At 72.8% G+C, this 22,656-nt stretch carries 25 protein-coding genes and 1 pseudogene; 15 read left to right on the top strand and 11 right to left on the bottom strand.

Annotation, left to right across the window (positions count from 1 at the left end; translation table 11 throughout):
- The first annotated feature begins 42 nt into the window (after window positions 1-42).
- Both ACZ51I_RS11625 and ACZ51I_RS11620 read left to right on the top strand, forming a co-directional pair.
- Window positions 43-993: a cytochrome c oxidase assembly protein gene (locus ACZ51I_RS11625; RefSeq protein WP_468874139.1), complete on the top strand. Its 951-nt coding sequence runs from the start codon at window positions 43-45 to the stop codon at window positions 991-993.
- Window positions 994-1,264: 271 nt separating this feature from the next.
- Window positions 1,265-1,465 (top strand): hypothetical protein, encoded by a 201-nt coding sequence (locus ACZ51I_RS11620; protein ID WP_468874137.1) that lies wholly within the window; start codon window positions 1,265-1,267, stop codon window positions 1,463-1,465.
- Window positions 1,466-1,480: 15 nt separating this feature from the next.
- Here ACZ51I_RS11620 and ACZ51I_RS11615 read toward each other — a convergent pair whose 3' ends face one another.
- Entirely contained in the window at window positions 1,481-2,482 is a 1,002-nt protein-coding gene (locus tag ACZ51I_RS11615) for a DUF3048 domain-containing protein (protein WP_468874135.1), read from the bottom strand.
- 78 nt (window positions 2,483-2,560) lie between these two features.
- On the opposite strand from ACZ51I_RS11615, the gene ACZ51I_RS11610 reads away from it, so the two are divergent.
- Together ACZ51I_RS11610 and ACZ51I_RS11605 are read left to right on the top strand one after the other, a co-directional pair.
- Window positions 2,561-3,280 carry a lysophospholipid acyltransferase family protein gene (locus ACZ51I_RS11610; protein ID WP_468875604.1) on the top strand — a complete coding sequence of 240 codons (720 nt, stop codon included), beginning with the start codon at window positions 2,561-2,563 and terminating at the stop codon, window positions 3,278-3,280.
- 64 nt (window positions 3,281-3,344) lie between these two features.
- A complete protein-coding gene (locus tag ACZ51I_RS11605) occupies window positions 3,345-4,379 on the top strand; it encodes an NAD-dependent epimerase/dehydratase family protein (protein WP_468874132.1) in 1,035 nt (344 codons plus the stop codon).
- A 65-nt stretch (window positions 4,380-4,444) separates the two neighbouring features.
- On the opposite strand, the gene ACZ51I_RS11600 is transcribed toward ACZ51I_RS11605, so the two are convergent.
- The 8 genes and pseudogenes from ACZ51I_RS11600 to ACZ51I_RS11565 form a co-directional block, all read right to left on the bottom strand.
- Window positions 4,445-6,022: an alpha/beta hydrolase gene (locus ACZ51I_RS11600; RefSeq protein ID WP_468874130.1), complete on the bottom strand. Its 1,578-nt coding sequence runs from the start codon at window positions 6,020-6,022 to the stop codon at window positions 4,445-4,447.
- A gap of 142 nt (window positions 6,023-6,164) precedes the next feature.
- On the bottom strand, window positions 6,165-6,908 hold the full coding sequence (locus ACZ51I_RS11595) for an urease accessory protein UreD (protein WP_468875602.1): 744 nt from the start codon (window positions 6,906-6,908) through the stop codon (window positions 6,165-6,167).
- Window positions 6,905-7,582, bottom strand: coding sequence for an urease accessory protein UreG (gene ureG, locus ACZ51I_RS11590; protein ID WP_468874128.1), 678 nt, complete (start codon window positions 7,580-7,582; stop codon window positions 6,905-6,907). The genes ACZ51I_RS11595 and ureG overlap by 4 nt, the downstream gene beginning before the upstream one ends.
- 18 nt (window positions 7,583-7,600) lie before the next feature.
- Window positions 7,601-8,263 (bottom strand): urease accessory protein UreF, encoded by a 663-nt coding sequence (locus tag ACZ51I_RS11585; RefSeq protein ID WP_468874126.1) that lies wholly within the window; start codon window positions 8,261-8,263, stop codon window positions 7,601-7,603.
- The gene (locus tag ACZ51I_RS11580) at window positions 8,263-9,984 is read right to left on the bottom strand and encodes an urease subunit alpha (RefSeq protein WP_468874124.1); all 1,722 of its coding nucleotides are present in this window, start codon (window positions 9,982-9,984) and stop codon (window positions 8,263-8,265) included. The genes ACZ51I_RS11585 and ACZ51I_RS11580 overlap by 1 nt, the downstream gene beginning before the upstream one ends.
- A 109-nt stretch (window positions 9,985-10,093) precedes the next feature.
- A pseudogene (locus tag ACZ51I_RS11575) lies at window positions 10,094-10,399 on the bottom strand (urease subunit beta); the annotation flags it as partial.
- A gap of 12 nt (window positions 10,400-10,411) precedes the next feature.
- Window positions 10,412-10,714: an urease subunit gamma gene (locus ACZ51I_RS11570; protein WP_468874121.1), complete on the bottom strand. Its 303-nt coding sequence runs from the start codon at window positions 10,712-10,714 to the stop codon at window positions 10,412-10,414.
- Window positions 10,715-10,964: 250 nt separating this feature from the next.
- The gene (locus tag ACZ51I_RS11565; RefSeq protein WP_225800649.1) at window positions 10,965-11,243 is read right to left on the bottom strand and encodes a type II toxin-antitoxin system Phd/YefM family antitoxin; all 279 of its coding nucleotides are present in this window, start codon (window positions 11,241-11,243) and stop codon (window positions 10,965-10,967) included.
- 63 nt (window positions 11,244-11,306) lie between these two features.
- Between ACZ51I_RS11565 and ACZ51I_RS11560 the strand changes: the two genes are divergently transcribed.
- The 3 genes from ACZ51I_RS11560 (at window position 11,307) to ACZ51I_RS11550 (ending at window position 13,240) form a co-directional block, all read left to right on the top strand.
- On the top strand, window positions 11,307-11,924 hold the full coding sequence (locus ACZ51I_RS11560; protein ID WP_468874119.1) for an ATP-dependent Clp protease proteolytic subunit: 618 nt from the start codon (window positions 11,307-11,309) through the stop codon (window positions 11,922-11,924).
- Between the two features lie 7 nt (window positions 11,925-11,931).
- Window positions 11,932-12,237, top strand: coding sequence for a hypothetical protein (locus ACZ51I_RS11555; RefSeq protein ID WP_468874117.1), 306 nt, complete (start codon window positions 11,932-11,934; stop codon window positions 12,235-12,237).
- Between the two features lie 526 nt (window positions 12,238-12,763).
- Window positions 12,764-13,240, top strand: a complete 477-nt coding sequence (locus ACZ51I_RS11550) for a C40 family peptidase (protein WP_468874115.1) — start codon at window positions 12,764-12,766, stop codon at window positions 13,238-13,240.
- 87 nt (window positions 13,241-13,327) lie between these two features.
- Here the strand turns inward: ACZ51I_RS11550 and ACZ51I_RS11545 are convergent, their stop codons facing one another.
- Together ACZ51I_RS11545 and ACZ51I_RS11540 are read right to left on the bottom strand one after the other, a co-directional pair.
- On the bottom strand, window positions 13,328-13,765 hold the full coding sequence (locus tag ACZ51I_RS11545) for an ATP-binding protein (protein ID WP_468874112.1): 438 nt from the start codon (window positions 13,763-13,765) through the stop codon (window positions 13,328-13,330).
- 171 nt (window positions 13,766-13,936) lie between these two features.
- Complete coding sequence (locus tag ACZ51I_RS11540) at window positions 13,937-15,139, bottom strand: 8-amino-7-oxononanoate synthase (RefSeq protein ID WP_468874109.1); 1,203 nt, start codon at window positions 15,137-15,139, stop codon at window positions 13,937-13,939.
- Between the two features lie 143 nt (window positions 15,140-15,282).
- On the opposite strand from ACZ51I_RS11540, the gene bioB reads away from it, so the two are divergent.
- The 8 genes from bioB (at window position 15,283) to ACZ51I_RS11500 (ending at window position 22,652) form a co-directional block, all read left to right on the top strand.
- The gene (gene bioB / locus ACZ51I_RS11535) at window positions 15,283-16,524 is read left to right on the top strand and encodes a biotin synthase BioB (protein WP_468874107.1); all 1,242 of its coding nucleotides are present in this window, start codon (window positions 15,283-15,285) and stop codon (window positions 16,522-16,524) included.
- On the top strand, window positions 16,517-17,797 hold the full coding sequence (locus ACZ51I_RS11530) for an adenosylmethionine--8-amino-7-oxononanoate transaminase (protein ID WP_468874105.1): 1,281 nt from the start codon (window positions 16,517-16,519) through the stop codon (window positions 17,795-17,797). Before bioB ends, ACZ51I_RS11530 begins: the two co-directional genes overlap by 8 nt.
- 75 nt (window positions 17,798-17,872) lie before the next feature.
- Entirely contained in the window at window positions 17,873-18,604 is a 732-nt protein-coding gene (gene bioD / locus ACZ51I_RS11525; RefSeq protein ID WP_468874102.1) for a dethiobiotin synthase, read from the top strand.
- Between the two features lie 4 nt (window positions 18,605-18,608).
- Window positions 18,609-18,953, top strand: a complete 345-nt coding sequence (locus ACZ51I_RS11520; protein ID WP_468874100.1) for a VOC family protein — start codon at window positions 18,609-18,611, stop codon at window positions 18,951-18,953.
- A gap of 10 nt (window positions 18,954-18,963) precedes the next feature.
- Entirely contained in the window at window positions 18,964-19,620 is a 657-nt protein-coding gene (locus ACZ51I_RS11515; protein ID WP_468874097.1) for a class I SAM-dependent methyltransferase, read from the top strand.
- 40 nt (window positions 19,621-19,660) lie between these two features.
- Window positions 19,661-20,089, top strand: a complete 429-nt coding sequence (locus ACZ51I_RS11510) for a GNAT family N-acetyltransferase (RefSeq protein ID WP_468874095.1) — start codon at window positions 19,661-19,663, stop codon at window positions 20,087-20,089.
- A 197-nt stretch (window positions 20,090-20,286) separates the two neighbouring features.
- Window positions 20,287-21,636, top strand: a complete 1,350-nt coding sequence (locus ACZ51I_RS11505) for a hemolysin family protein (protein ID WP_468874093.1) — start codon at window positions 20,287-20,289, stop codon at window positions 21,634-21,636.
- Window positions 21,633-22,652, top strand: coding sequence for a hemolysin family protein (locus ACZ51I_RS11500; protein WP_468874091.1), 1,020 nt, complete (start codon window positions 21,633-21,635; stop codon window positions 22,650-22,652). Before ACZ51I_RS11505 ends, ACZ51I_RS11500 begins: the two co-directional genes overlap by 4 nt.
- The last annotated feature ends 4 nt before the right edge of the window (window positions 22,653-22,656 follow it).

Below are 22,656 nucleotides of genomic sequence, written 5' to 3'. Positions count from 1 at the left end.
GGTGCGGACAACAAGCGCGAATCGGGCTCCAGGAGTGTACGGATGGATCACAGCGGGCACGGCATGACCACGGATCTGCCGCCGTTCACGCTGGGACGGGGCCTGGAGTTCTCTCCCGACCTGTTCTTCCTGATCGGATGCCTGGCGGGGCTCGGTCTGTACGGCTGGGGCGTGGCGCGGCTGCGGCGGCGCGGTGACACGTGGCCGGTGAGCCGGACGGTGCTCTTCACGGTCGGCGTGCTGAGCGTCGCCCTCGTCATGTGCACCAAGCTCAACGACTACGGCATGGTCATGTTCAGCGTGCACATGGTGCAGCACATGGTGATCTCCATGCTGTCGCCGATCCTGCTGCTGCTCGGCGCGCCGGTGACCCTCGCGCTGCGGGCGCTGCCGGTGGCGGGCCGGGGCTCGACGGGACCGCGCGAGCTGCTCCTGAAGCTGCTGCACAGCCGGTACCTGCGGGTGATCACGCACCCGGCGTTCACGATCTCGCTCTTCATCGCGAGCCTGTACGCGCTGTACTTCTCGCCGCTCTTCGACTTCCTCATGGGGTCGAAGACCGGGCACATCGGGATGATGGTGCACTTCCTGCTGGTGGGCCTGGTCTTCTTCTGGCCGATCATGGGCGTGGACCCGGGCCCGCACCGGCCGGGGTACGTGATGCGGATGCTGGAGCTGTTCGCGGGCATGCCGTTCCACGCGTTCTTCGGCATCGCGATGATGATGGCGACGGAGCCGCTGGTGGAGGCGTACAAGAACCCGCCGGCCTCGCTCGGGATCGACGCCCTCGCCGATCAGAACGCGGCGGGCGGCATCGCCTGGGCGTTCAGCGAGATCCCGTCCGTGCTGGTCCTCATCGCACTGGTCTACCAGTGGTACCACTCCGAGCAGCGGCACGCCGTCCGCAAGGACCGGGCCGCCGACCGGGACGGCGACAAGGAGCTGGCGGAGTACAACGCGTATCTGGCCTCGCTGCGGGCGCGCAGCCGCTGACGCTTGGATCCAGGATCCAGGATCCAGGATGTCGGATCTTGGATCCGGGATGTTGGATCTTGGATCTTGGATCCGGGATGTTGGATCCGGGATGTTGGATCCGGGATGTTGGATCCACGGCCCCTCCCGGGTCCGGTGCCCGACCCGGCGCCGGACCCGGCTTCGTGTCCCCGCGCACGCCGGAGCGTCCGGGGAGTAGCGCGCGCCCCTCTCGGGGGGTCACGATGGGCTGGACGGCTTCCGCGGCCTCGGTCGGGAGGAGGACGGGCTGATGTCCGGTCCCACGAAGACGATGACGGTGCTGACCTGCACGGCACTGGTGCTGACGACGGCCTACACGGTGGCGCTCGGCAGCAGCGGCTGGCTCTGGTTCGGCGTGGTGGTGCTGGTCGTGGCGACGATCGGGATGGCGGCGGCGGACAGCTCCGTACCACCCGCTCCGCGCTCCCGCCCGCCGGGCTCCACGTCCTGACCGCTGCCGCGGGGGCTATCCGCGCGGGGCCAGGACGATCCAGATCTGGCCCGGCGCGAAGGGCAGGGGCGCTCCGGCCGGGGTGGTGAAGGTGGTGCCGGAGGTGACCGAGGGGCGGGACCAGCGGGCCTCGTGGGCGCGTCCGTCGCGCAGGACGAGCGCGGTGCCGCTGCCGACGGTCTCGCTGTACGGGGAGACCGAGCCGAACCGGTCGTGGAAGCGGGAGGGGCGGACCGTGACGCGCTGGACCACGACCGTGGACGGGGTGAGCGGGCCCGTGTCGGTGGCGCGGGCCTCGCGGCCGTCCATGGCCACGTGCCAGGCGCGGTCGGCGGCGGACCAGGTGAAGGTGTAGCGGGCCGCCGGGTAGCGGACCGTCGAGGTGGCGGTCGGGGTGCCGCCGGGCGGCGCGGGCCCGAAGCGGAAGCCGATGTCGCGGGCGTCCTCGGCCCCGGGGGCGGCGGCGAGGGCTCGGCCGGGGCGCAGGTAGAGGTTGTGCGGGGCGGGCCGGTCCGGTGAGCGCCGGAAGGCGTGGGGTGCGGTGCTCTCCGTGACGAGGTCGAGGGGCGCGGCCCTGAGGAGCGGGTTCAGGGCGGACTGGGCGCCGGAGTAGGCGAGGGCCGGGCGGCCGAAGTCGCCGAGCAGGGCGATGTCGGATTCGCGGGCGCTGCGGACGGGGCCGGTGAGGTCGGGGAGGCTGGAGGAGTAGACGGCCAGGAGTCTGGTCACTCCGCCCTCGACCTGTTCGACGTAGACGAGGTCGGCGGCGCCGAGTCCGGTGTGGGGGCGGGCCGCGGGCACGTTGTCGAGCTTCACGGCCAGGACGGGAGCGGGGCGCGCGGGAAGACCCGTGAAGGGTGAGAGACCGTCGGTCGGGGTGGCGGGCGCGGTGGTCTGCGTGCGGCCGGTATGCGGCGGGCCCGGGTCGGAGCAGCCGTACAGCCCGGCCGCCGTCAGCGCGCAGAGCAGCGCGGTGAGGACGCGGCCGGGGCGCCTGATCCCGCGCTCGCCCGACATATGACGCTCCCCCACCAGTGGACCACGGGCCCGTGGGGGGATACAACGGGCGTGACGGACGACGAACGGGGGTCGCGGGTGTTCTACCAGCTGATGAAGTACGTCCTGCTCGGACCGCTCCTCAGGCTGCTGTTCCGGCCACGGATCGAGGGGCTCGAACACGTCCCCGAGGAGGGGGCCGCGATCGTCGCGGGCAATCACCTCTCCTTCTCCGACCACTTCCTGATGCCGGCCGTCCTGGACCGGCGCATCACCTTCCTCGCGAAGCAGGAGTACTTCACGGGACCGGGCCTCAAGGGCCGGCTCACGGCCGCCTTCTTCCGGGCCGCCGGGCAGATCCCGGTGGACCGGTCGGGGAAGGAGGCCGGGAAGGCCGCGATCCGGGAGGGTCTCGGGGTGCTCGGGCGCGGGGAGCTGCTCGGGATCTACCCGGAGGGGACGCGATCGCCCGACGGCCGGCTGTACAAGGGCAAGGTGGGTGTCGCGGTGATGGCCCTGACCGCGGGGGTCCCGGTGGTGCCCTGCGCGATGGTGGGGACCTTCGAGATCCAGCCGCCGGGGAAGGTCGTGCCGAGGATCCGCCGGGTCACCATCCGGTTCGGGGCGCCGATGGACTTCTCCCGGTTCGCCGGGGCGGCCGGTGAGAAGGCGGTGGTCCGCGCCGTGACGGACGAGATCATGTACGAGATCCTGCGCCTGTCGGGTCAGGAGTACGTGGACGAGTACGCGGCGGTGGTGAAGGCGGCGGAGCCGGGGGCTGACGCTCCCTCGGAAAAGTTCCCCCGCGGGGAACGCTGAGGGCGGATCCGCGCACGGCGCAATCCCCTGGGCCGCCGCCCGGGGCACCCGTAGCGTCCCCTTCATGACCAAGGGAAACGCGTTCGTGCTGGGCGGGACGGGACAAGTGGGGCGGGCGGCCGTGCGGGCGCTCGTCGCGGACGGCTGGGAGGTGACGGCCGCCTCGCGGGGCGGTGCCAGGGACGAGAGGTGGCCGGACGAGGTCCGCTCGGTGCGGCTCGACCGGAACGAGGAGGGGGCGCTCGCGGCCGGGCTCGGCGACGGCTGCGACGTGCTCGTGGACATCGTCGCGTACGACGCCGGGCACGGACGGCAGCTGACGGGCCTGGCCGGCCGGATCGGTTCGGCGGTGGTGGTGTCGAGCGGCGCGGTCTACGAGGACGAGCGGGGCCGCAGCTTCGACACCCAGGACCGGCCGGACGGCTTCCCCGCCTTCCCGGTGTCGGTGGCGGAGGACTGGCCGACGGTCGCGCCCGGCGACAGCACGTACGGCACGCGGAAGATCGCCCTGGAGAGGGAGTTGCTCGCGGCGGGCGACGCGCTGCCGACGACGCTGCTGCGGGCGGGCGCGATCCACGGGCCGTACTGCCCGGGGCCACGGGAGCTGTGGTTCGTGAAGCGGGCCCTCGACGGGCGGCCGGTGCGCCTGCTCTCGTACGGCGGAAGGTCACGGTTCCACCCGGCGCACGTGGACAACCTCGCGGAGCTCGTCCGGCTCGCGGCGTCGAACCCGGGCAGCCGGGTGCTGAACGGCGCGGACCCGGAGGCGCCGACGGTGGCGGAGATCGGGGCGGCGATCGACGCCGTCCTGGGTGTGGAGAGCGAGACGGTCCTGATCGAGGGAGCGCCGCCGGAGGACCTCGTGGGGCTCACTCCGTGGACGGCGCCGCATCCCATCGTCTACGACATGACGGCGGCCGCGCGGGAGTTGGGATACCGGCCGGTGGTGTCGTACGCGGAGTCGCTGCCGGAGACGGTCGAGTGGCTCACCGGACAGCTGAAGGGCCGGGAGTGGCGGGAGGCCTTCCCCGGTCTCGCGAAGTACGGGGTGGACTTCTTCGACTACGCGGCGGAGGACGCCTGGCTCGCCTCGCGTTGACACGCGCGCCGACGCACGGGAGGGGCGGCCGCCATGTGGCGACCGCCCCCCCTACCGTGCTGGTGTTACGGCTGAGGCGTGGCGTGCGGCTCGCACGTCACGTCGTGGCTGTCCACCTTGCCGGTGAGCAGGTACGTCTCGACCTTCGGGTTGATGCACGGGTTCACCAGACCGGTGACGCCGTGCGAACCCGCGTTCTTCTCGGTGATGAGACGCGAGCCCTTGAAGCGCTTGTGCAGCTCGACCGCGCCGGCGTACGGCGTGGCCGCGTCCCGCTCGGACTGGACGATGAGCACCGGCGGCAGGCCCTTGCCGGTCTTGACCTGGGTCGGCTTCTGCCGCGGCGCGGACCAGGTGGCGCACGGCAGGTTCATCCAGGCGTTCGCCCAGGTCATGAACGGGTACTGCTCGTGGAGACGGGAGTTGTCCCGGTCCCACTTGTTCCAGTTCGTCGGCCAGGGCGCGTCGGCGCACTCGACGGCGGTGTAGACGGCGTTGCCGTTCTCCGACGCGATGTTGCCGGCGGTGTCGGTGAGGTCCGCGGCGGCCCCGTCGATGAGCGGCTGCGGGTCACCCGCGGCGTACGCGCTCCAGGCCTCCGCGACCGGGGCCCACGAGGAGTCGTAGTACGGGGCGCTCTGGAAGAAGCCGATGAGTTCGGCCGGTCCGACCTTGCCGCCCAGAGGCTCCTTCTTGGCGGCGGCGCGCAGGGTCACCCACTGCTGCTGGACCTCCGCCAGGGTGTCGCCGAGGTGGTAGGTGGCGTCGTTCTGGGCGACCCAGTTCATCCAGTCCTCGAGGCGACCCTCGAAGGCGATGTCCTGCTCCAGGTTGGCCTGGTACCAGATGTTGCTCTTCGCCGGGTTGACCACGCTGTCGACGATCATGCGGCGCACGTGGTCGGGGTACAGCGTGCCGTAGACGGCGCCCAGGTAGGTGCCGTACGAGACACCGATGAAGTTGAGCTTCTTCTCGCCGAGCGCGGCCCGGATGACGTCGAGGTCACGGGCGGTGTTGCGCGTCGTCATGTAGGGCAGCATGTCGCCGCTCTTCTCGGCGCAGCCCTTGGCGTACTCGGCGGCCAGCTTGCGCTGGGCGAGCTTGTCCGCCTCGCTGTCCGGCACCGGGTCCGCCTTCGGGCCCTTGACGAACTCGGTCGGGTCGACGCAGGAGATGGGCGCCGAGTGGCCGACGCCGCGCGGGTCGAAGCCCACGAAGTCGTACGCCTTCGCGGTGTTCACCCAGAGCGGGCTGTTGGTGGTGACCCGGCGCGGGAAGCGCAGGCCGGAGCCGCCGGGGCCGCCCGGGTTGTAGAGCAGTGCGCCCTGGCGCTCGCCGGCGGTGCCGGTGGACTTGGCGCGGTCCACGGCGATCTTGATCTTCTTGCCGTCGGGCTTGGCGTAGTCGACCGGGACGGTGACCCAGCCGCACTGGATGGGCTTGGCGAAGCCCCAGTCGGCCGGGCAGTCCTGCCAGTCGATGCCGGCCTTGGCGGCCCGGGCGGCGGCGACGGCCGCGCCGCGCGCCTCGTCGTCCCGGTCGTGCCCGGTGACGGCACCGGCCGTCGGCGCCGCGAGTGCGGTCGCCATGAGCGTGCCCGCTATCAGAGTGCCGGCCGAACCGAGCACTGCTGTGCGTCTCAATGGTCCTCCCCCAGAAGGAGTCTGTCTGTCCGGGGGATCCTTTCGTCCCTGGGGCTCACGATGTAAGGGCGTACAGGTGTTTCTTTGCCGAACCAATAACCGGTGACTGGTGTACCGCTGAGCGGTGAACCCCTGGAGCCGTTCAGAACGGGGCGAGTTCGGCGAGGGCCGCGTCCAGGAACCGGCGCAGTGCCAGGGCGTCCGGGGCGACCGCGGTGGCGAGGGCGGCGGGGCCGGCGAGCGGACTGATCGCCACGTTCTCCCCGTAAAGCCGCGCTTCCACCGGTTTGTCCGCGTATGCCGGGTCGACGACGAGGAGTTGGCCGATGGCCCGGTGCCCGCCGAGGACCGCGCCGCCGTCCCAGCCGCCGGGCGCGCCGGGGCCGAAGGCCAGCTCCTGGTCGAACAGGGGTCGGCCGGCGTGGCGGACCGTCAGGCGGGTGGTGAGGGTGCCGGGCGGTTCGCCGTGCCGGCCGAGGACCTGTTCCTCGCGGAGGACGAGCCGGGCCGTGGGCGCGAGGTCGACGGTGGTGCGCATCCGCAGCCGCGAGCCCCCGACCGAGACGAGCTGCTCGGGCAGCCAGCGGAGCGTCCCCTCGTCGCCGACGGCGATCCGGACGTCGTACGTGGCGGGATCGGCGCTCCGGCCGGGCAGCGCCAGGGTGGCGGCGGCCGAGTCGACAAGCAGCCGGGCCCCGTCCCGTACCTCGGTCTCGATCGCGAGCCGGTCGCCGCCGAGCGGGGCGCTCATCGCCCCGACGACGGTGACCCTGCTGTACGGTCCGGCGGCCCGGGTGCGGCGCAGGGCGAGCGGGCCGTCGCTCACCAGGAGCGGCAGTCCGCCGTCGGCGTCCGCGGTGATCCGGGCGGTGGCGCGCAGGCTCACGCGGTCCACGCCGCGAGCTGTGCCCGGACCCAGTCGGCGACGGGCGCGACGCCGTTCTCGCCGCGCAGCGAGGTGAGGGCGACGGGCAGTTCGCCGCGCTGCTCCTTCGCGTCGCGGGCCATCCGCTCCAGGTCGGAGCCGACGTGGGGGGCGAGGTCGGTCTTGTTGATGACGAGGAGGTCGGCGGTGGTGACGCCGGGACCGCCCTTGCGGGGGATGTCGTCGCCGCCGGCCACGTCGATGACGAAGATCTGGGCGTCGACGAGCCCCTTGGAGAAGGTGGCGGTGAGGTTGTCGCCGCCGGACTCGACGAGGATGAGGTCGAGCGGTCCCGCCGTGTCCTCCAGGTCCTCGACGGCCTCGAGGTTGGCGGAGATGTCGTCGCGGATGGCGGTGTGCGGGCAGGCGCCGGTCTCCACGGCCTGGATGCGCTCGGGCGGCAGGACGGCGTTGCGGAGCAGGAACTCGGCGTCCTCGCGGGTGTAGATGTCGTTGGTGACGACGGCGAGGGAGAGGGTGTCGCGCAGCTCCCGGCAGAGGGCGGCGACGGTGGCGGTCTTTCCGGAGCCGACCGGTCCGCCGAGTCCGATGCGCAGGGCGCGACGGGTGCCGTCGGGGCGGTGGGCGTCGGCGGAGACGGCGCCGTGGTGGGTGTGGTCGTGGCCGAGGTGCATGGGTGGACTCCAGGGTGCTCAGGAGGCGAAGAGGCGGACGGGCCAGGCCGCGTGCTGTTCGGCGGTGAGGTCGAGCAGCGGCGCGGAGGCGGCGGGCAGGGCGTCGACGCCCTGCCGGGCGGCCGCGGTGGCGCGGGCGGCGACCTGGTCCATCTCGGGTGCGAGACGGGCCAGGACGGCGGTGGCCTGGTAGGGGTCGAGGCTGAGGAGGCGGACGGCCGCGGTCGCCGGGCCGCCGACCGTCTCGTACGCGACGCAGTGCGCCGCGTCCTCGGGGCCGAGTCCGGCGGCCCGCGCGGCGGTGCCGAGGACGACGGGCTGGTGGGCGCCGCGCGGGAATGCGGCGGCCAGCGCGTCGAGTTCGGCGCTCGGCCAGGTGGCGCGGGCGGCCCGCATCAGCTGGCGGCCGAGTCGGCGGGCGGCGGCGCGCAGGGCCGCCGAGGGCGTGCGGGCGTCGGCCGCGGCGTCGAGCTCGTGCGGGTCGAGCCCGTGCGCGGCCGCGGCGGCGAGCGCCGCCGAGGTGAGGCCGGTCGTGTGCAGGCGGCCGCGGCAGAAGGACTCCAGGTCGGCGGCGTCCGTGATGCGGCCGGCCTTGACGGCGGCTTCGGCGCCGCCGGAGTGGGCGTGCCCGCCGGCGGGGAAGCGCCCGTCGGCGAGGACGAGCAGAGCGGAGCGCGACATCAGAAGAGGAAGTAACGCTGGGCCATGGGCAGTTCGGCGGCGGGCGCCGGTTCGACCGCCTCGCCGTCGATGGTCACGGAGAACGTGTCGGCGTCGACCTCGACCCGGGGCAGGGCGTCGTTCTCGCGCATGTCGGCCTTGGTCACCCGCCGGGTGGAGCCGATGGCGGTGAACTCCTTGTGCAGGGCGAGCCTCCGGGGCAGGTCGTCCTCGATCGCCGCCTGTGCGACGAAGTTGACCGAACCGGCCGCGGCGGCCCGGCCGAGCGCGCCGAACATCGGGCGGGGCAGGACCGGTTGGGGGGTGGGGATGGAGGCGTTGGCGTCGCCCATCTGCGCGTAGGCGATCTGGCCGCCCTTGACGACGACGAGCGGCTTCACGCCGAAGAAGGCGGGCTCCCAGAGGACCAGGTCGGCGAGCTTCCCGGGTTCGACCGAGCCGATGAGGTGGTCCATGCCCTGGGCGACGGCCGGGTTGATCGTGTACTTGGCGACGTAGCGGCGGGCCCGGTGGTTGTCGGCGCGCCCGTCCCCGGGCAGGGCGCCGCGGCGCTTCTTCATGACGTGGGCGGTCTGCCAGGTCCGCATGATCACCTCGCCGATCCGGCCCATGGCCTGGGAGTCGGAGGAGATGATCGAGATGGCGCCCAGGTCGTGCAGGACGTCCTCGGCGGCGATGGTGGAGGGCCGGATGCGGGACTCGGCGAAGGCGAGGTCCTCGGGGACGGCCGGGTTGAGGTGGTGGCAGACCATCAGCATGTCGAGGTGTTCCTCGATGGTGTTGACGGTGTGCGGCCGGGTCGGGTTGGTCGAGCTGGGCAGGACGTGCGGCTCGGAGACGACCGTGATGATGTCGGGGGCGTGCCCGCCGCCGGCTCCCTCGGTGTGGTACGCGTGGATCGTGCGTCCGGCGATGGCGGCGAGGGTGTCGCCGACGAAGCCCGCCTCGTTCAGGGTGTCGGTGTGGATGGCGAGCTGGGCGCCGGTCTCCTCGCAGACGCTCAGACAGGCGTCGATGACGGCGGGGGTGGCGCCCCAGTCCTCGTGGATCTTGAAGCCGAGGGCGCCGCCGCGCAGCTGGGAGTGCATCGCCTCGCGGGACATCGTGTTGCCCTTGCCGAGCAGACCGATGTTGACGGGGAAGGTGTCCAGGGCCTCGAACATCCGGGCCATGTGCCAGGGGCCCGGTGTGATCGTGGTCGCCTTGGTGCCCTCGGCCGGTCCGGTGCCGCCACCGACGAGGGTCGTGACGCCGGTGGCGAGGGCCTGCTCGACGACGGTCGGCGAGATGAAGTGGACGTGGGTGTCGACGGCGCCGGCCGTGACGATCCGGCCGTTGCCGACGATGATCTCGGTCTCGGGGCCGATGACGAGGTCGGGGTGGACGCCGTCCATGGTGTCGGGGTTGCCGGCCTTGCCGAGGGCGGTGATCCGGCCGTCCCGGATGCCGATGTCCGCCTTGACGACGCCCCAGTGGTCGATGACCACGGCGCCGGTGATGACGGTGTCGGGCGCGCCCTCGGCGCGGGTGGTGCGGGCCTGCCCCATGGACTCCCGGACGACCTTGCCGCCGCCGAAGACGGCTTCCTCGCCGGCCCGGCCGGGGCCGCCGCAGCGGTCTTCCTCGATCTCGACGAGGAGGTCGGTGTCGGCGAGGCGGACGCGGTCGCCGGTGGTGGGGCCGAACAGGTCGGCATAGACGGCGCGGTGGAGGTCAGGCACGGTCGCCGTCCTTGTCATGGTCGGTGGCGTCGAGAGGGCCGGCGGTCCCCGTGGCGTCGAGAGGGCCGGCGGCTTCGGTGATGTCGAGAGGGCCCGCGGTCGCGTCGGTGTCGAGGGGCCCGGCGGTCTCGCCACGAAGGCCGGGCACGATGCGGCGGCCGGCGATCGGGACCAGTTCGACCTCGACGGGGATGCCGGGCTCGAAGCGGACGGCGGTCCCGGCGGCGATGTGGAGCCGCCGGCCGCGCGCGGCGGCGCGGTCGAAGTCCAGGCCGGGGTTGACCTCGGCGAAGTGGTAGTGGGAGCCGACCTGGACGGGCCGGTCGGCGGCGTTGAGCACGGTGAGGCGGGTGACGGGGCGCCCCTCGTTGAGGACGACGGGCTCGTCCGCGTACAGGATCTCTCCGGGGATCATCGCGGCCGCCCGCTAGACGATGGGGTCGTGGACGGTGACGAGCTTGGTGCCGTCCGGGAAGGTGGCCTCGACCTGCACGTCGTGGATCATCTCCGGGATGCCCTCCATGACCTCGTCACGGGTGAGCACCTTGCGTCCGGAGGCCATCAGCTCGGCGACCGTCCGGCCGTCCCGGGCGCCTTCCAGGATGTGGGACGTGATGAGCGCGACGGCCTCGGGGTGGTTGAGCCGCACGCCGCGGGCCCGGCGCTTCTCGGCCACGTCGGCCGCCACATGGATGAGCAGGCGTTCCTGCTCGTGCGGGCTGAGCTGCACTCTTCCACCTCACAGTCGTCGACCGGGACGGGACCCGGACAGCTGCGGACCCTACCGACCGTCAACACACTGTTGAACTGCGGAGACGCGGTGCGCGGCAAGACATTGCACGTTAGGGCGGAAGTTTTTCCGGCTCGTTAACTCCGGCTTTGCGTTCTCATGATCATCGACCCGGCCGGGCGCCCCCCGGGGCCCGGGCGTCTGCATCCGGCCACGCATGCCCCTTCCGTGGGTGCGGCGCGGGCGGCCGTCAGGAGGCGCCGGGCTCGCGGTGGTGGGCGGCGATGCCGAAGCGGCGCTGTTCGCCGGGAGCTGAGTCGACCGGGTGGAGGCCGGAGAGCGAGCTGACCACCTGCTCGTCGGCGGGCTTCTCGGCGGCCTCGAGTTCTTCCAGGTCAGCCGCGGAGACCAGGGCGACCAGGGGCTTCCCGTGGCGGGTGACGACGACGCGCTCGCCGCCGTACACGACGCGGTTGATGAGGTCGGCGAGCTCAGCCCGCGCTTGCGTCACCGGGATCTCGTAGGTCATGCTCCCCATCTTACGGCCTGTACGTCCTGTACATTTTTTACAGACAGCTGGAGGTGCTCAGCCATGGACGCCCGCCATGTCCTGCCCGAGTTCACGGAGCGGACCAGCTTCGGAACCCGAACCCTCGACCCGTACTCGAAGCTCCTCGAAGCCCGCATCGTCTTCCTCGGCACACCCCTCGACGAGACCTCGGCGAACGACGTCATCGCCCAGTTCCTGCACCTCGACTACGCCGCCCCCGGCCAGGACATCGCGCTCTACATCAACTCCCCCGGCGGCTCGATCAGCGCCATGACCGCGATCCACGACACGATGCGGACGCTCTCCTGCGACGTGGAGACCACCTGCCTCGGCCAGGCCGCGTCCAGCGCCGCCGTCCTCCTCGCCGCAGGCACCCCCGGCAAGCGGCATGTCCTCCCCGGCGCCCGGATCACCCTCCGGCAGCCGGCCATGGACGAGCCCCTGCAGGGACAGCCGAGCGACCTCGACATCCACGCGCGCGAGCTGCTCCGTCAGCGCGCCCTGGTGGCCCGGATGCTCACCGAGTACACCGGGCGGAGTCCAGAGCGGATCGACGCCGACCTCGACCGCCTCACCGTCCTTGACGCCCCGGCGGCCGTCGCGTACGGCCTGGTCGACCACGTGATCTCGAGCCGGCGCGACACCGGCGCGGCGCGGTGAGCCGGCCGTGGTGCCCGAACTGCCGCCGCTGCCCGCACTGACGCGCGCCGAGAGCGAGTTGGTCGACGCCTACCTCGAAGTCGTCGATCTCGTAGGGAGGATCAATCCATCCAGGGGCTCGCATACGTATGGAGCACTGCGCGCCGCACAGGCGCTGGTGGGACGCGCGAAGGCACTGCGCGAGGCTCTGACGCTCATGCATGTACGGGGCGAGAGCGAGGTGCACGCGGAGACTCTGGCGCGCGCCCTACGGGTGTTGGACGGCGAGCGCCGCACCGGCCGCGTCACTCTCCCTCGAACACCGGAGAGTTGACATTCCGTCGTGTCGTGTCGAGGTCCGTACGGCCGACATCGAACGCAGAATCGCTCCCCCGTTCGGCGTAGTCGACGAGTCGACTTATGTGCGGGGCGAGTTGCGCAACAGGTGTACACATCTGGCGGAATGGGGTGTTCCACCCCTGGTGTGGGGCTCGTGAGACAAACCTCCGAAGATCGCGTAAGCGGCTTGTCCACCCGAACGGATCAGTCGTGAGGAGCCTCACATATAGCCGTTTCCACTCGGATTTCGCCCCCGGCGTGGGTCAAGATCCCTGTCGACGACAAGCCCCCGCCATCCGAGGCGGGGCGGTCCGGGCGGACGCCGAGTCCTGCCGCTGTCCCGGATGTCTGGTCGACAGGAGTGGATCGGCAGGAGTGGAGGACCCGAGCAGTACGGGACGTACGCGCTGTTTCTCGCAGCGGGGCCGTCCCTTGGGGTGAAGCCGCAGCCGCGGCCGGGCATCTTCGCCTGCCCGAACCCGACAGGTCATCCTTCTCAGGCGGCTGACGAAGGGTTGCGCATGACTGCGCAGATGCACGTCCCGTCCCTGCTGTCCCGGGCCGGAGCCGTCTCGGCTCTCACCCTCGCCGCCGTCGGCGGCACGATGCTCGCACCGGGTGCGGCACCCGAGGCCCAGGCAGCGACCACCTACGCGAACAAGGCACTGAGCGTCGCCGCGTCCAAGAAGGGAGCCCCGTACCGGCACGGGAGCGCGGGACCCTCCCGGTTCGACTGCTCCGGTCTGACGCTCTACGCGTACAAGAAGGCGGGCAAGTCGCTGCCCCGCACCGCGCAGCAGCAGTACAACAAGACCCGGCACATCTCGGCGGCCGGAAGGCAGAAGGGGGACCTGGTCTTCTTCCACTCCGGCGGAAGCGTCTACCACGTGGGCATCTACGCCGGCAGCGGCAAGATCTGGCACTCGCCCAAGACGGGCTCCTGGGTGAAGCTCGACAGGATCTGGACGTCGAAGGTCTACTACGGCCGCGTCCGCTGACGACCGGGCAGCCGGGGCGCAGGGGTGCGGTGGCGCCGCCACACCCCTGCGCCGGGCTCCTGGACGTACGAGACGGCCGACGGGCCCCTACGCGTACGAGGCGGCCGCCGGGGTCCACGGCAGGGTGATCCAGACCGTCTTGCCGCCCTCCTCGGTCGGAGTGACCGAGAGGCGGCCGCCCGCCTCCGCCGCCAGCGAGCGGATGATGACCATCCCCCGCCCGTTGTCCTGCTGGACCGCCGCCGGGAGACGGCGGGGCCAGCGCGGGTGGCTGTCGGTGACGCCGATGTGGAGACGCTCCTCGCGCTCCAGCCGGACGTCGACCGTGAAGGTGGGCGACTGGCCGAAGGTGTGCAGCACGGCGTTGGTGGCCAGCTCCGAGACCATCAGGCGGACCGCGTCCGCCAGGTCGTCGGCTCCGTCGAGTCCCCACCCGTCGAGGACCTCCGCGACGTACCGCCGGGCCGTCGGGACCGACGCGGGATCGCTCGGCAGCGTGACGGATGCTTCCTGGTGGTCTGCCATGGCGACGCTGTCCCTTTCCCGCCGGGGCCCGGGCCCCGGATCGCGCTACGCGTCAGAGTCCCACCGATCGTGCCGCCCCGGCAGGCGTTCCACCAAGATATGTCCCCATCTGTCGCCCGAAGCGGTGAACTCTGCTGCCGTAGAACGCCCTTGGACCTCCCGACGGGTTCGTCAGGCCGGCGGTGCGGTCCGCAGGATCGTCTCCACCGCACGCCCGATCTCCGCGTCCGTCAGATCGGCCCGGGCCGTGAGGCGCAGCCGCGAGATGCCGTCGGGGACGGACGGCGGCCGGAAGCAGCCCACCGCCAGGCCCTGTTCGCGGCAGTCCGCCGCCCAGCGCAGCGCCGCCTCCGGGGAGGGCGCGTGGACCGAGACGACGGCAGCGTCGGGCCGGGCCGAGGTGAGCCCGGCCTCCGTGAGCAGCCGGTGCAGGGTGGTGGCGACGGTACGGGCCCGCTCCGCGAGGCCCGGTTCGGCCGCGATCAGACGCAGGCTCGCGAGCGCACCGCCCGCGGCGGCCGGGGCGAGCCCGGTGTCGAAGATGAAGGTGCGGGCCGCGTTCACCAGGTGTTCGATGACCCGGGCCGGTCCGAGGACGGCGCCGCCCTGGCTGCCGAGGGACTTGGAGAGGGTCAGGGTGGCGACGACGTCCTCGTCGCCCGCGAGCCCGGCCTCGTGCACGGCGCCCCGGCCGCCGTCGCCGAGGACGCCGAAGCCGTGGGCGTCGTCGACGACGAGACCGGCGCCGTGCGCGCGGCAGGCCCCGGCGAGCGCGGGGAGCGGGGCCTTGTCGCCGTCGACGGAGAAGACGGAGTCGCTCACCACCAGGGCCCGGCGCCCCGGGTGCGCGTCCAGAGTCTTGGCGACGGCCTCGGGGTCGGTGTGCGGGACGACGGCGGCCTCGGCGCGGGCGAGGCGGCAGCCGTCCACGATGGAGGCGTGGTTGGAGGCGTCGGAGACGATCAGGGAGTCCCGGCCGCCGAGCGCGGTGAGCGCGGCGAGGTTGGCGGTGTAGCCGGAGGAGAAGACGAGGGCCGCCTCGAAACCGCAGAACCCGGCGAGTTCGCGCTCCAGGCGGGTGTGCAGCCGGGTGGTCCCGGTGACGAGCCGCGAGCCGGTGGAGCCGGCGCCCCAGCGCCTGGCCGCCTCGGCCGCCGCCTCGGTGACCTCGGGCCGGCGGGTGAGGCCGAGATAGTCGTTGCCCGCCAGGTCGAGGAGGTCCGACTCGGCCGCCCGGGGCCGCAGCGTACGGACGAGACCGGCCTCGGCCCGGCGGCGCGCCTCGGCGTCGGTCCAGTCGAAGGCGGTGCGGCGCGGGCCCCCGGGCCGTGCGTCGTCGGCGCCCGCGGCGCGTGCGTCCTCGTCCCGTGGCATGCGGCGATCCTTTTGTAGGCAGCGCACAGACCCTAACCGGAGGATGCCGAGGTCGGGATGTGGTCATCCACACACCTCGATCGGCGGCGTTTGTTCGGATCCTCCTTGGCCCGGAGGTGGGCGGTAGGCAAGGATCTGCGGTTATGGACCTCCTGAACACGCTGGTGGAGAAGGGGCTGCGGCGCGAGCTGCCGACCCGTGAAGAAGCGCTCGCCGTCCTGGCGACGACCGACGACGAACTGCTCGACGTGGTGGCGGCGGCCGGCAAGGTGCGCCGTCAGTGGTTCGGGCGCCGGGTGAAGCTCAACTACCTGGTCAACCTGAAGTCCGGTCTCTGTCCCGAGGACTGCTCCTACTGCTCGCAGCGGCTCGGCTCCAAGGCCGAGATCCTCAAGTACACGTGGCTGAAGCCGGACGAGGCCTCGCAGGCCGCGGCGGCCGGTGTCGCGGGCGGCGCCAAGCGGGTCTGTCTGGTGGCCAGCGGCCGCGGCCCGACGGACCGGGACGTGGAGCGCGTCGGGAAGACGATCGAGGCGATCAAGGAGCAGAACGAGGGCGTCGAGGTGTGCGCCTGCCTCGGTCTGCTCTCGGACGGCCAGGCGGAGCGGCTGCGGGAGGCCGGCGCCGACGCGTACAACCACAACCTCAACACGTCCGAGGCGACGTACGGGGAGATCACCAAGACCCACACCTACGCGGACCGCGTGGACACCGTGCAGAAGGCGCACGCGGCCGGTCTGTCGGCCTGCTCGGGTCTGATCGCGGGCATGGGCGAGAGCGACGAGGACCTGGTCGACGTCGTCTACGCGCTGCGGGAGCTCGACTCCGACTCGGTGCCGGTCAACTTCCTCATCCCCTTCGAGGGCACCCCGCTCGCCAAGGAGTGGAACCTCACGCCGCAGCGCTGCCTGCGGATCCTCGCGATGGTCCGGTTCGTCTGCCCCGACGTCGAGGTGCGGATCGCCGGCGGGCGTGAGGTCCACCTGCGGTCGATGCAGCCGCTGGCGCTGAACATCGCGAACTCGATCTTCCTCGGCGACTACCTGACCAGCGAGGGCCAGGCCGGCCAGGCCGACCTGGACATGATCGCGGACGCGGGCTTCGAGGTGGAGGGCGCGGGCACGACCACGCTCCCGAAGCACCGCGCGGACGCCCTCGCGGCGGCCGGTGCGGCGGGCGGCTGTGGCGCGGAGGCCTCGGCGGGCTGTGGCGCGGAGGCCTCGGCAGGCTGTGGCTCGCACGGGGAGGAGGCCGGCGGCTGCGGTCCGTGCGGCGGTCACGCGGCGCCCTCCGCGGCTCCCGTGCGCACCGCCGACGAAGCCCGCACCGACCTGGTGGCCGTCCGCCGCCGGGGCGCCGGCACGGACCTGGCGCCGAATGCGTAACGACGAACTCCTCGCCCTGGACCGGGCGCACGTCTGGCATCCGTACGGCCCCATGCCGGGCCGCGCGGAGCCGCTGGTCGTCGCGTCCGCGTCCGGCGTGCGGCTGCGGCTCGCCGAACCCGTCGAGGGCCAGGCGGAGTTGGTCGACGGGATGTCCTCGTGGTGGTCGGCCGTCCACGGCTACAACCACCCCGTGCTCAACGAGGCGGTGCGCGGCCAGCTGGAGAAGATGAGCCACGTCATGTTCGGCGGGCTCACCCATGAGCCGGCCGTCCGGCTCGCCGCCCGGCTCGTGGAGATCACCCCGGAGCCGCTGCGGCACGTCTTCCTCAGCGACTCGGGCTCCGTCTCCGTCGAGGTGGCGGCCAAGATGTGCCTGCAGTACTGGCGCTCCCTCGGCCGGCCCGAGAAGCAGCGGCTCTTCACCTGGCGCGGCGGCTACCACGGCGACACCTGGCAGCCGATGTCCGTCTGCGACCCGCAGGGCGGGATGCACGAGCTGTGGACGGGGGTGCTCCAGCGGCAGGTGTTCGCGGACGCGCCGCCGGCCTCGTACGAGGAGTCGTACGCGGAGCGGCTGCGGGCCCGGATCGCCGAGCACGCGCACGAGCTGGCCGCGGTGGTCGTGGAACCGGTCGTGCAGGGTGCGGGGGGCATGCGCTTCCACGACCCGGCGTATCTGCGGGTGCTGCGCGAGGCCTGCGACGCGCACGACGTGCTGCTCGTGTTCGACGAGATCGCGACCGGGTTCGGGCGGACGGGCACGCTCTTCGCCGCCGACCAGGCCGGGGTCTCCCCCGATGTGATGTGCGTGGGCAAGGCGCTGACCGGCGGGTATCTGTCGATGGCGGCGACGCTCTGCACGAGCCGTGTCGCCGACGGGATCTCGCGCGGTGAGGTCCCGGTCCTGGCGCACGGACCGACGTTCATGGGGAACCCCCTCGCCTCTGCGGTCGCCCTCGCCTCCATCGACCTGCTGCTCTCGCAGGACTGGCAGGTCGAGGTCAAGCGGATCGAAGCGGGCCTGCGGGACGGGCTCGCCCCGGCGGCCGGACTGCCGGGCGTCCGCGAGGTGCGGGTGCTCGGCGCGATCGGCGTCGTCCAGCTCGACCACGAGGTCGACGTGGCGGCCGCCACGCGCGCGGCGGTCCGGGAGGGCGTGTGGCTGCGCCCGTTCCGCGACCTGATCTACACGATGCCGCCGTACGTGACCGGCGACGAGGACGTGGCCCGCGTCTGCGCGGCGGTGCGCGCGGCAGCGGCGGCGGGCTGAGCCGGGGGACGGCGCCCTGTGGGAGCCGTCCCCCGCCGACCGGCCCCTCCCCCAGAAGCTAGAGAGGACATCTTCATGAGCGTCATCGTCATCAGCGGCACCGGCACCGAGATCGGCAAGACGATCGTCACGGCCGCCGTCGCCGCCGTCGCCACGGCCGCCGGCCGCTCCGTCGCCGTCCTGAAGCCCGCTCAGACGGGCGTCGGGCCCGACGAGCGGGGCGACGCCGACGAGGTCGTACGCCTCTCCGGCGCCGCCGCCTCCGCCGAACTCGGCCGCTTCCCCGAACCGCTGGCCCCCGGGACGGCCGCCCGCCGGGCAGGACTCGCCCCCGTCGGCCCCCGGGAGGTCGCCGAGGCCGCCCGGAAACTGGCCGCCGACCACGACCTGGTGCTCGTGGAGGGGGCGGGCGGGCTCCTCGTCCGCTTCGACGAGGAGGGCGGCACGCTCGCCGACGCCGCCGCGCTGCTCGGCGCGCCGGTCCTGGTGGTGGCCCCGGCCGGTCTGGGGACGCTCAACTCGGCGACCCTGACGGCCGAGGCGCTGCGGGCGCGCGGGATCGAGCAGCTCGGCGTGGTCGTCGGCAGCTGGCCGGCCACGCCTGACCTCGCGGCGCGCTGCAACCTCGCGGACCTGCCGGAGTCGACGGGTGCTCCGCTGCTCGGAGCCGTACCGGAGGGCTCGGGGGCGCTCGACCCGGCGGAGTTCAGGGCGGCGGCGGGCGGCTGGCTGGGGCCGGAGCTCGGCGGCACGTGGGACGCGAAGGCGTTCGCGGAGGCGCAGGCGGCGCCGGTCTCCGTACGCTGACGGTATGCGCGCACACGTTCAGGAGATCGTCTTCGACTGCGCCGCTCCGGCGGCCCTCGTCCGCTTCTGGGCCGGGCTCCTCGGCGGTGAACCCGTCGACCGGAGCGCCGACTGGTCGTACGTGGACCCGCCGGAGTTCGTACGGATCGCCTTCCAGCGGGTGCCGGAGGGCAAGGGCGCGAAGAACCGGGTCCATCTCGACCTGGAGGTGCCGGATCCGGCGCGGGCGGCCGAGGAGGCGCTGCCGCTGGGGGCGGTCACGGTCGGCGGGCTCGTCACCGACGAGCAGGGATCCTTCCAGGTCATGCGGGACCCGGAGGGCAACGAGTTCTGCTTCGTGACGGGCTGAGGCGGCTCCCATGGCGCTCCCCGACCCCCGTGCTCCTCGCGTCCACCATCCGCTGTTCGCCCGTTTCTACGCCCGGCTCAGCGTGTCGGCCGACACGCGCGGCGGGCTCGGCGCCCTGCGGACGGAGCTGCTCGCCGGGCTCTCGGGCCGGGTCGTCGAGATCGGGGCGGGGAACGGCCTGAACTTCGCGCACTACCCCGCCGGGGTCACCGAGGTCGTCGCCGTCGAACCCGAGCTCCATCTGCGCCGGCTCGCCGAGGACGCCGCGCGCCGGGCCGCCGTCCCGGTGACCGTGCTGTCCGGCACGGCCGAGGCGCTGCCGGGGCCGGACGGCGCCTTCGACGCGGCGGTGGCCTCGCTGGTGCTGTGCACCGTACGGGACGTGCCGGCGGCCCTCGCCGAGGTGCGCCGGGTCCTGCGTCCGGGCGGGGAGCTGCGGTTCTTCGAGCACGGGGCGGCGGACACGCCGGGGCTCGCGCGGGTGCAGCGGGGCCTCGACCGCACGGTCTGGCCCCTGCTCTTCGGCGGCTGCCACACGTCCCGCACCCCGCTGGCGGCCATCGAGGCGGCGGGCTTCGGCCTCGTCGCGTACCGCTCCTTCGACGTCCCGGAGCAGGGCCCCCGACTGCCCTCCTCACCCTGCGTCCTGGGCACGGCCCGGCGGTGAACCCTGGCAGTGCGGCCGCGCCGCGTGATGGGATCGGGTCATGATCGATGTGAAGATTCGTGCCGCCGCGACCGACGAGGCGGAAGCGGTCCTGGCCTTCTGGCGGGAGTCCGCCGAGGGCACGTCCATCTCGGACGACGTGCGCGGGGTGACCCGGCTTCTGGAGCGCGACCCCGAGGCGCTGATCCTGGCCACGCTGCCCGACGGCAGGATCGTGGGGTCCGTGATCGCCGGCTGGGACGGCTGGCGGGCCTCGCTCTACCGGCTCGCGGTGCTGCCCTCGCACCGCAGGCAGGGCATCTCGACCGCGCTCCTGCGCGCCGCGGAGGACCGTTTCGCCGCGCTCGGCGGACGCCGTGCGGACGCGATGGTCCTGGTGGAGAACGAGACGGCACACGCCGCGTGGGGGGCCGCGGGGTACGAGCGGCAGGAGCAGTGGCGCCGCTGGGTGAAGCCCTTCACCGTGTGAGCCCGGCGTGACCAGGGCATGCGGCACCCGAGAACACCATCACTCCGCTTTGCCGATCCTTTACCATGGTGTCTCCTCCCGACGACCGAAAGGTGTGAGCGTCCGCCCATGGGCGAGCCCCCCAGTAGCACTGGTTCCGACCCTCGACATCGAGCGATCCCTCTTCCACCGGCTGATCATGGGACGGAGGTGAACCGATGACCGAAGTGCTTCTGCTCGTGGTGGCGCTCCTGCTCGCGCTCGCGTGCGGCGCGTTCGTCGCGGCCGAGTTCTCGCTGACCACCGTCGAGCGCGGCGAGCTCGAAGCCGCCGTCAAGCGCGGCGAGCGGGGGGCGGCGGGCGCGCTCAAGGCCGTCCGCTCGCTCACCTTCCAGCTCTCCGGCGCCCAGCTCGGCATCACCGTGACCAACCTGGTCGTGGGCATGCTCTCCGAGCCCTCCATCGCCGCGCTGATCCGCGGCCCCGTCGAGGCCCTCGGGCTCTCCCCGTCGGTGGCCTCCTCGGTCGCCCTCGTCATCGGCACCGCCCTGTCGACCGTCGTCCTGATGGTCGTCGGCGAGCTGGTCCCCAAGAACTGGGCGATCTCCTCGCCGCTCGCCGTCGCGAAGGTGGTGGCCACCCCGCAGCGCGTGTTCACGGCCGCCTTCAAGCCGCTGATCAGCCATCTCAACAACACGGCCAACCGGATCCTGCGCCGCCTCGGCATGGAGCCGACCGAGGAGCTGGCCTCCGCGCGCTCCCCGCAGGAGCTGGTGGCGCTCGCCCGGCACTCCGCGAAGGAGGGCGCGCTCGAGGCGGACACGGCCGAGCTGTTCGTCCGTACCCTCAACCTGGCCGAGCTGACCGCGGAGAACGTGATGACGCCCCGCGTCCAGGTCACCGCCCTGGAGGTGCAGGCCACCGCCGAGGACGTCGCCAACGCCACGCGCGCGACCGGCCTGTCCCGCTTCCCCGTCTACCGGGGCAGCCTCGACGCCGTCGTCGGCATCGCCCACATCAAGGACGTGCTCGCCATACCGGCCGAGGAGCGGCCCCGCCGCCGCATCGGCGAGATGCTGCGCGAGCCGCTGCTCGTCCCCGAGACGCTCACCGTGGACCGCCTGCTCGACCGCCTGTCGGGCAGGCAGACGATGGCGGTCGTCATCGACGAGTACGGCGGCACGGCCGGGGTCGTCACCCTGGAGGACATCGTCGAGGAGGTCGTCGGCGAGGTACGGGACGAGCACGACCCGCACGAGACGCCGGACCTGGTACGGGCGGGCGAGGACGCGGACGGCCGGGAGCTGTGGTCCGCCGACGGCGCCGCCCGCACGGACCAGCTGGCCACGATCGGCCTGCGGGTGCCGGACGGCCCGTACGAGACGCTCGCGGGCGTCCTCGCGACGGAACTCGGACGCATCCCCGCCGCCGGCGACACCGTGGAGCTGGCCGGCTGGCGGCTCGACGTCGTCGACGCGGCGGGCCGGCGCGCCGCGCGCGTGCTGCTGCACGCCCCCGCGGACGCCGCCTCGCACGACACCCACGAGTCCGGGGAGGCCGGCCGATGACCGCGATCCAGTTGCTGGTCGGCCTGCTGACCCTGGTCGTCAACGCCTTCTTCGTCGGCGCCGAGTTCGCCCTGATCTCGGTCCGCCGCAGTCAGATCGAACCCCTGGCCGACTCCGGGGACCGGCGGGCGCGCAGCGTCATCTGGGGCCTGGAGCACGTCTCCGCGATGCTCGCGGCGGCGCAGCTCGGCATCACGCTCTGCACCCTGGTCCTCGGCATCGTCGCCGAGCCGGCCATCGCGCACCTGCTCGAACCGGTCTTCGACGCGGTCGGTGTCCCGCACGGCCTCGTGCACCCGATCTCGTTCGTGATCGCGCTGTCGGTCGCGACGTACCTGCACATGCTGCTCGGCGAGATGGTCCCGAAGAACATCGCGCTCGCCGAGCCGACGCGCACCGCGCTGCTCCTCGGGCCGCCCCTGGTGACGCTCGCGCGGGCGCTGCGGCCGGTGATCTTCGCGATCAACGCCTTCGCGAACGTCCTGCTCAAGCTGTTGCGCGTGGACGCCAAGGACGAGGTGTCGGCGACGTTCTCGGACGACGAGCTGGCCCGGATGGTCACCGACGCGGGCGACGCGGGGCTCCTGGACGACCGGGCCGCCGAGCGGCTGCACGACGCCCTGGAGCTGGGCCGGCGCCCCGTGCGGGACGTCGTGATGCCGGCGGAGAAGGTGGTGTACGCACAGGTCGGCACCACTCCTGAGGAGCTGGAGGCGCTGGCGGCGCGGACCGGGTTCTCCCGCTTCCCGGTGGTCGACTCCGAGCGCCGCATCCTGGGCTATCTGCACGTCAAGGACGCCCTGGACGCCGCCCCGCGCGATCTGCCCTTCCCGGTGACGGCGGTGCGGCCGATCGCCCGGGTCCGGGCGGCGACGCCGCTGGACGACGTCCTCACGGCGATGCGCCGCAGCCGTACGCACCTGGCGGCCGTACTCGACGAGGACGGCAAGCCGGCCGGCCTCGTCACGATGGAGGACGTACTGCGCGAGCTGGTCGGACGCCCCGCGGCGCCGTGACCAC

The sequence above is a fragment of the Streptomyces sp. NPDC034084 genome (assembly GCF_055575535.1).
Note: the sequence above shows the minus strand (reverse complement) of the source record. Positions and strands in the feature narration are given on the sequence as shown.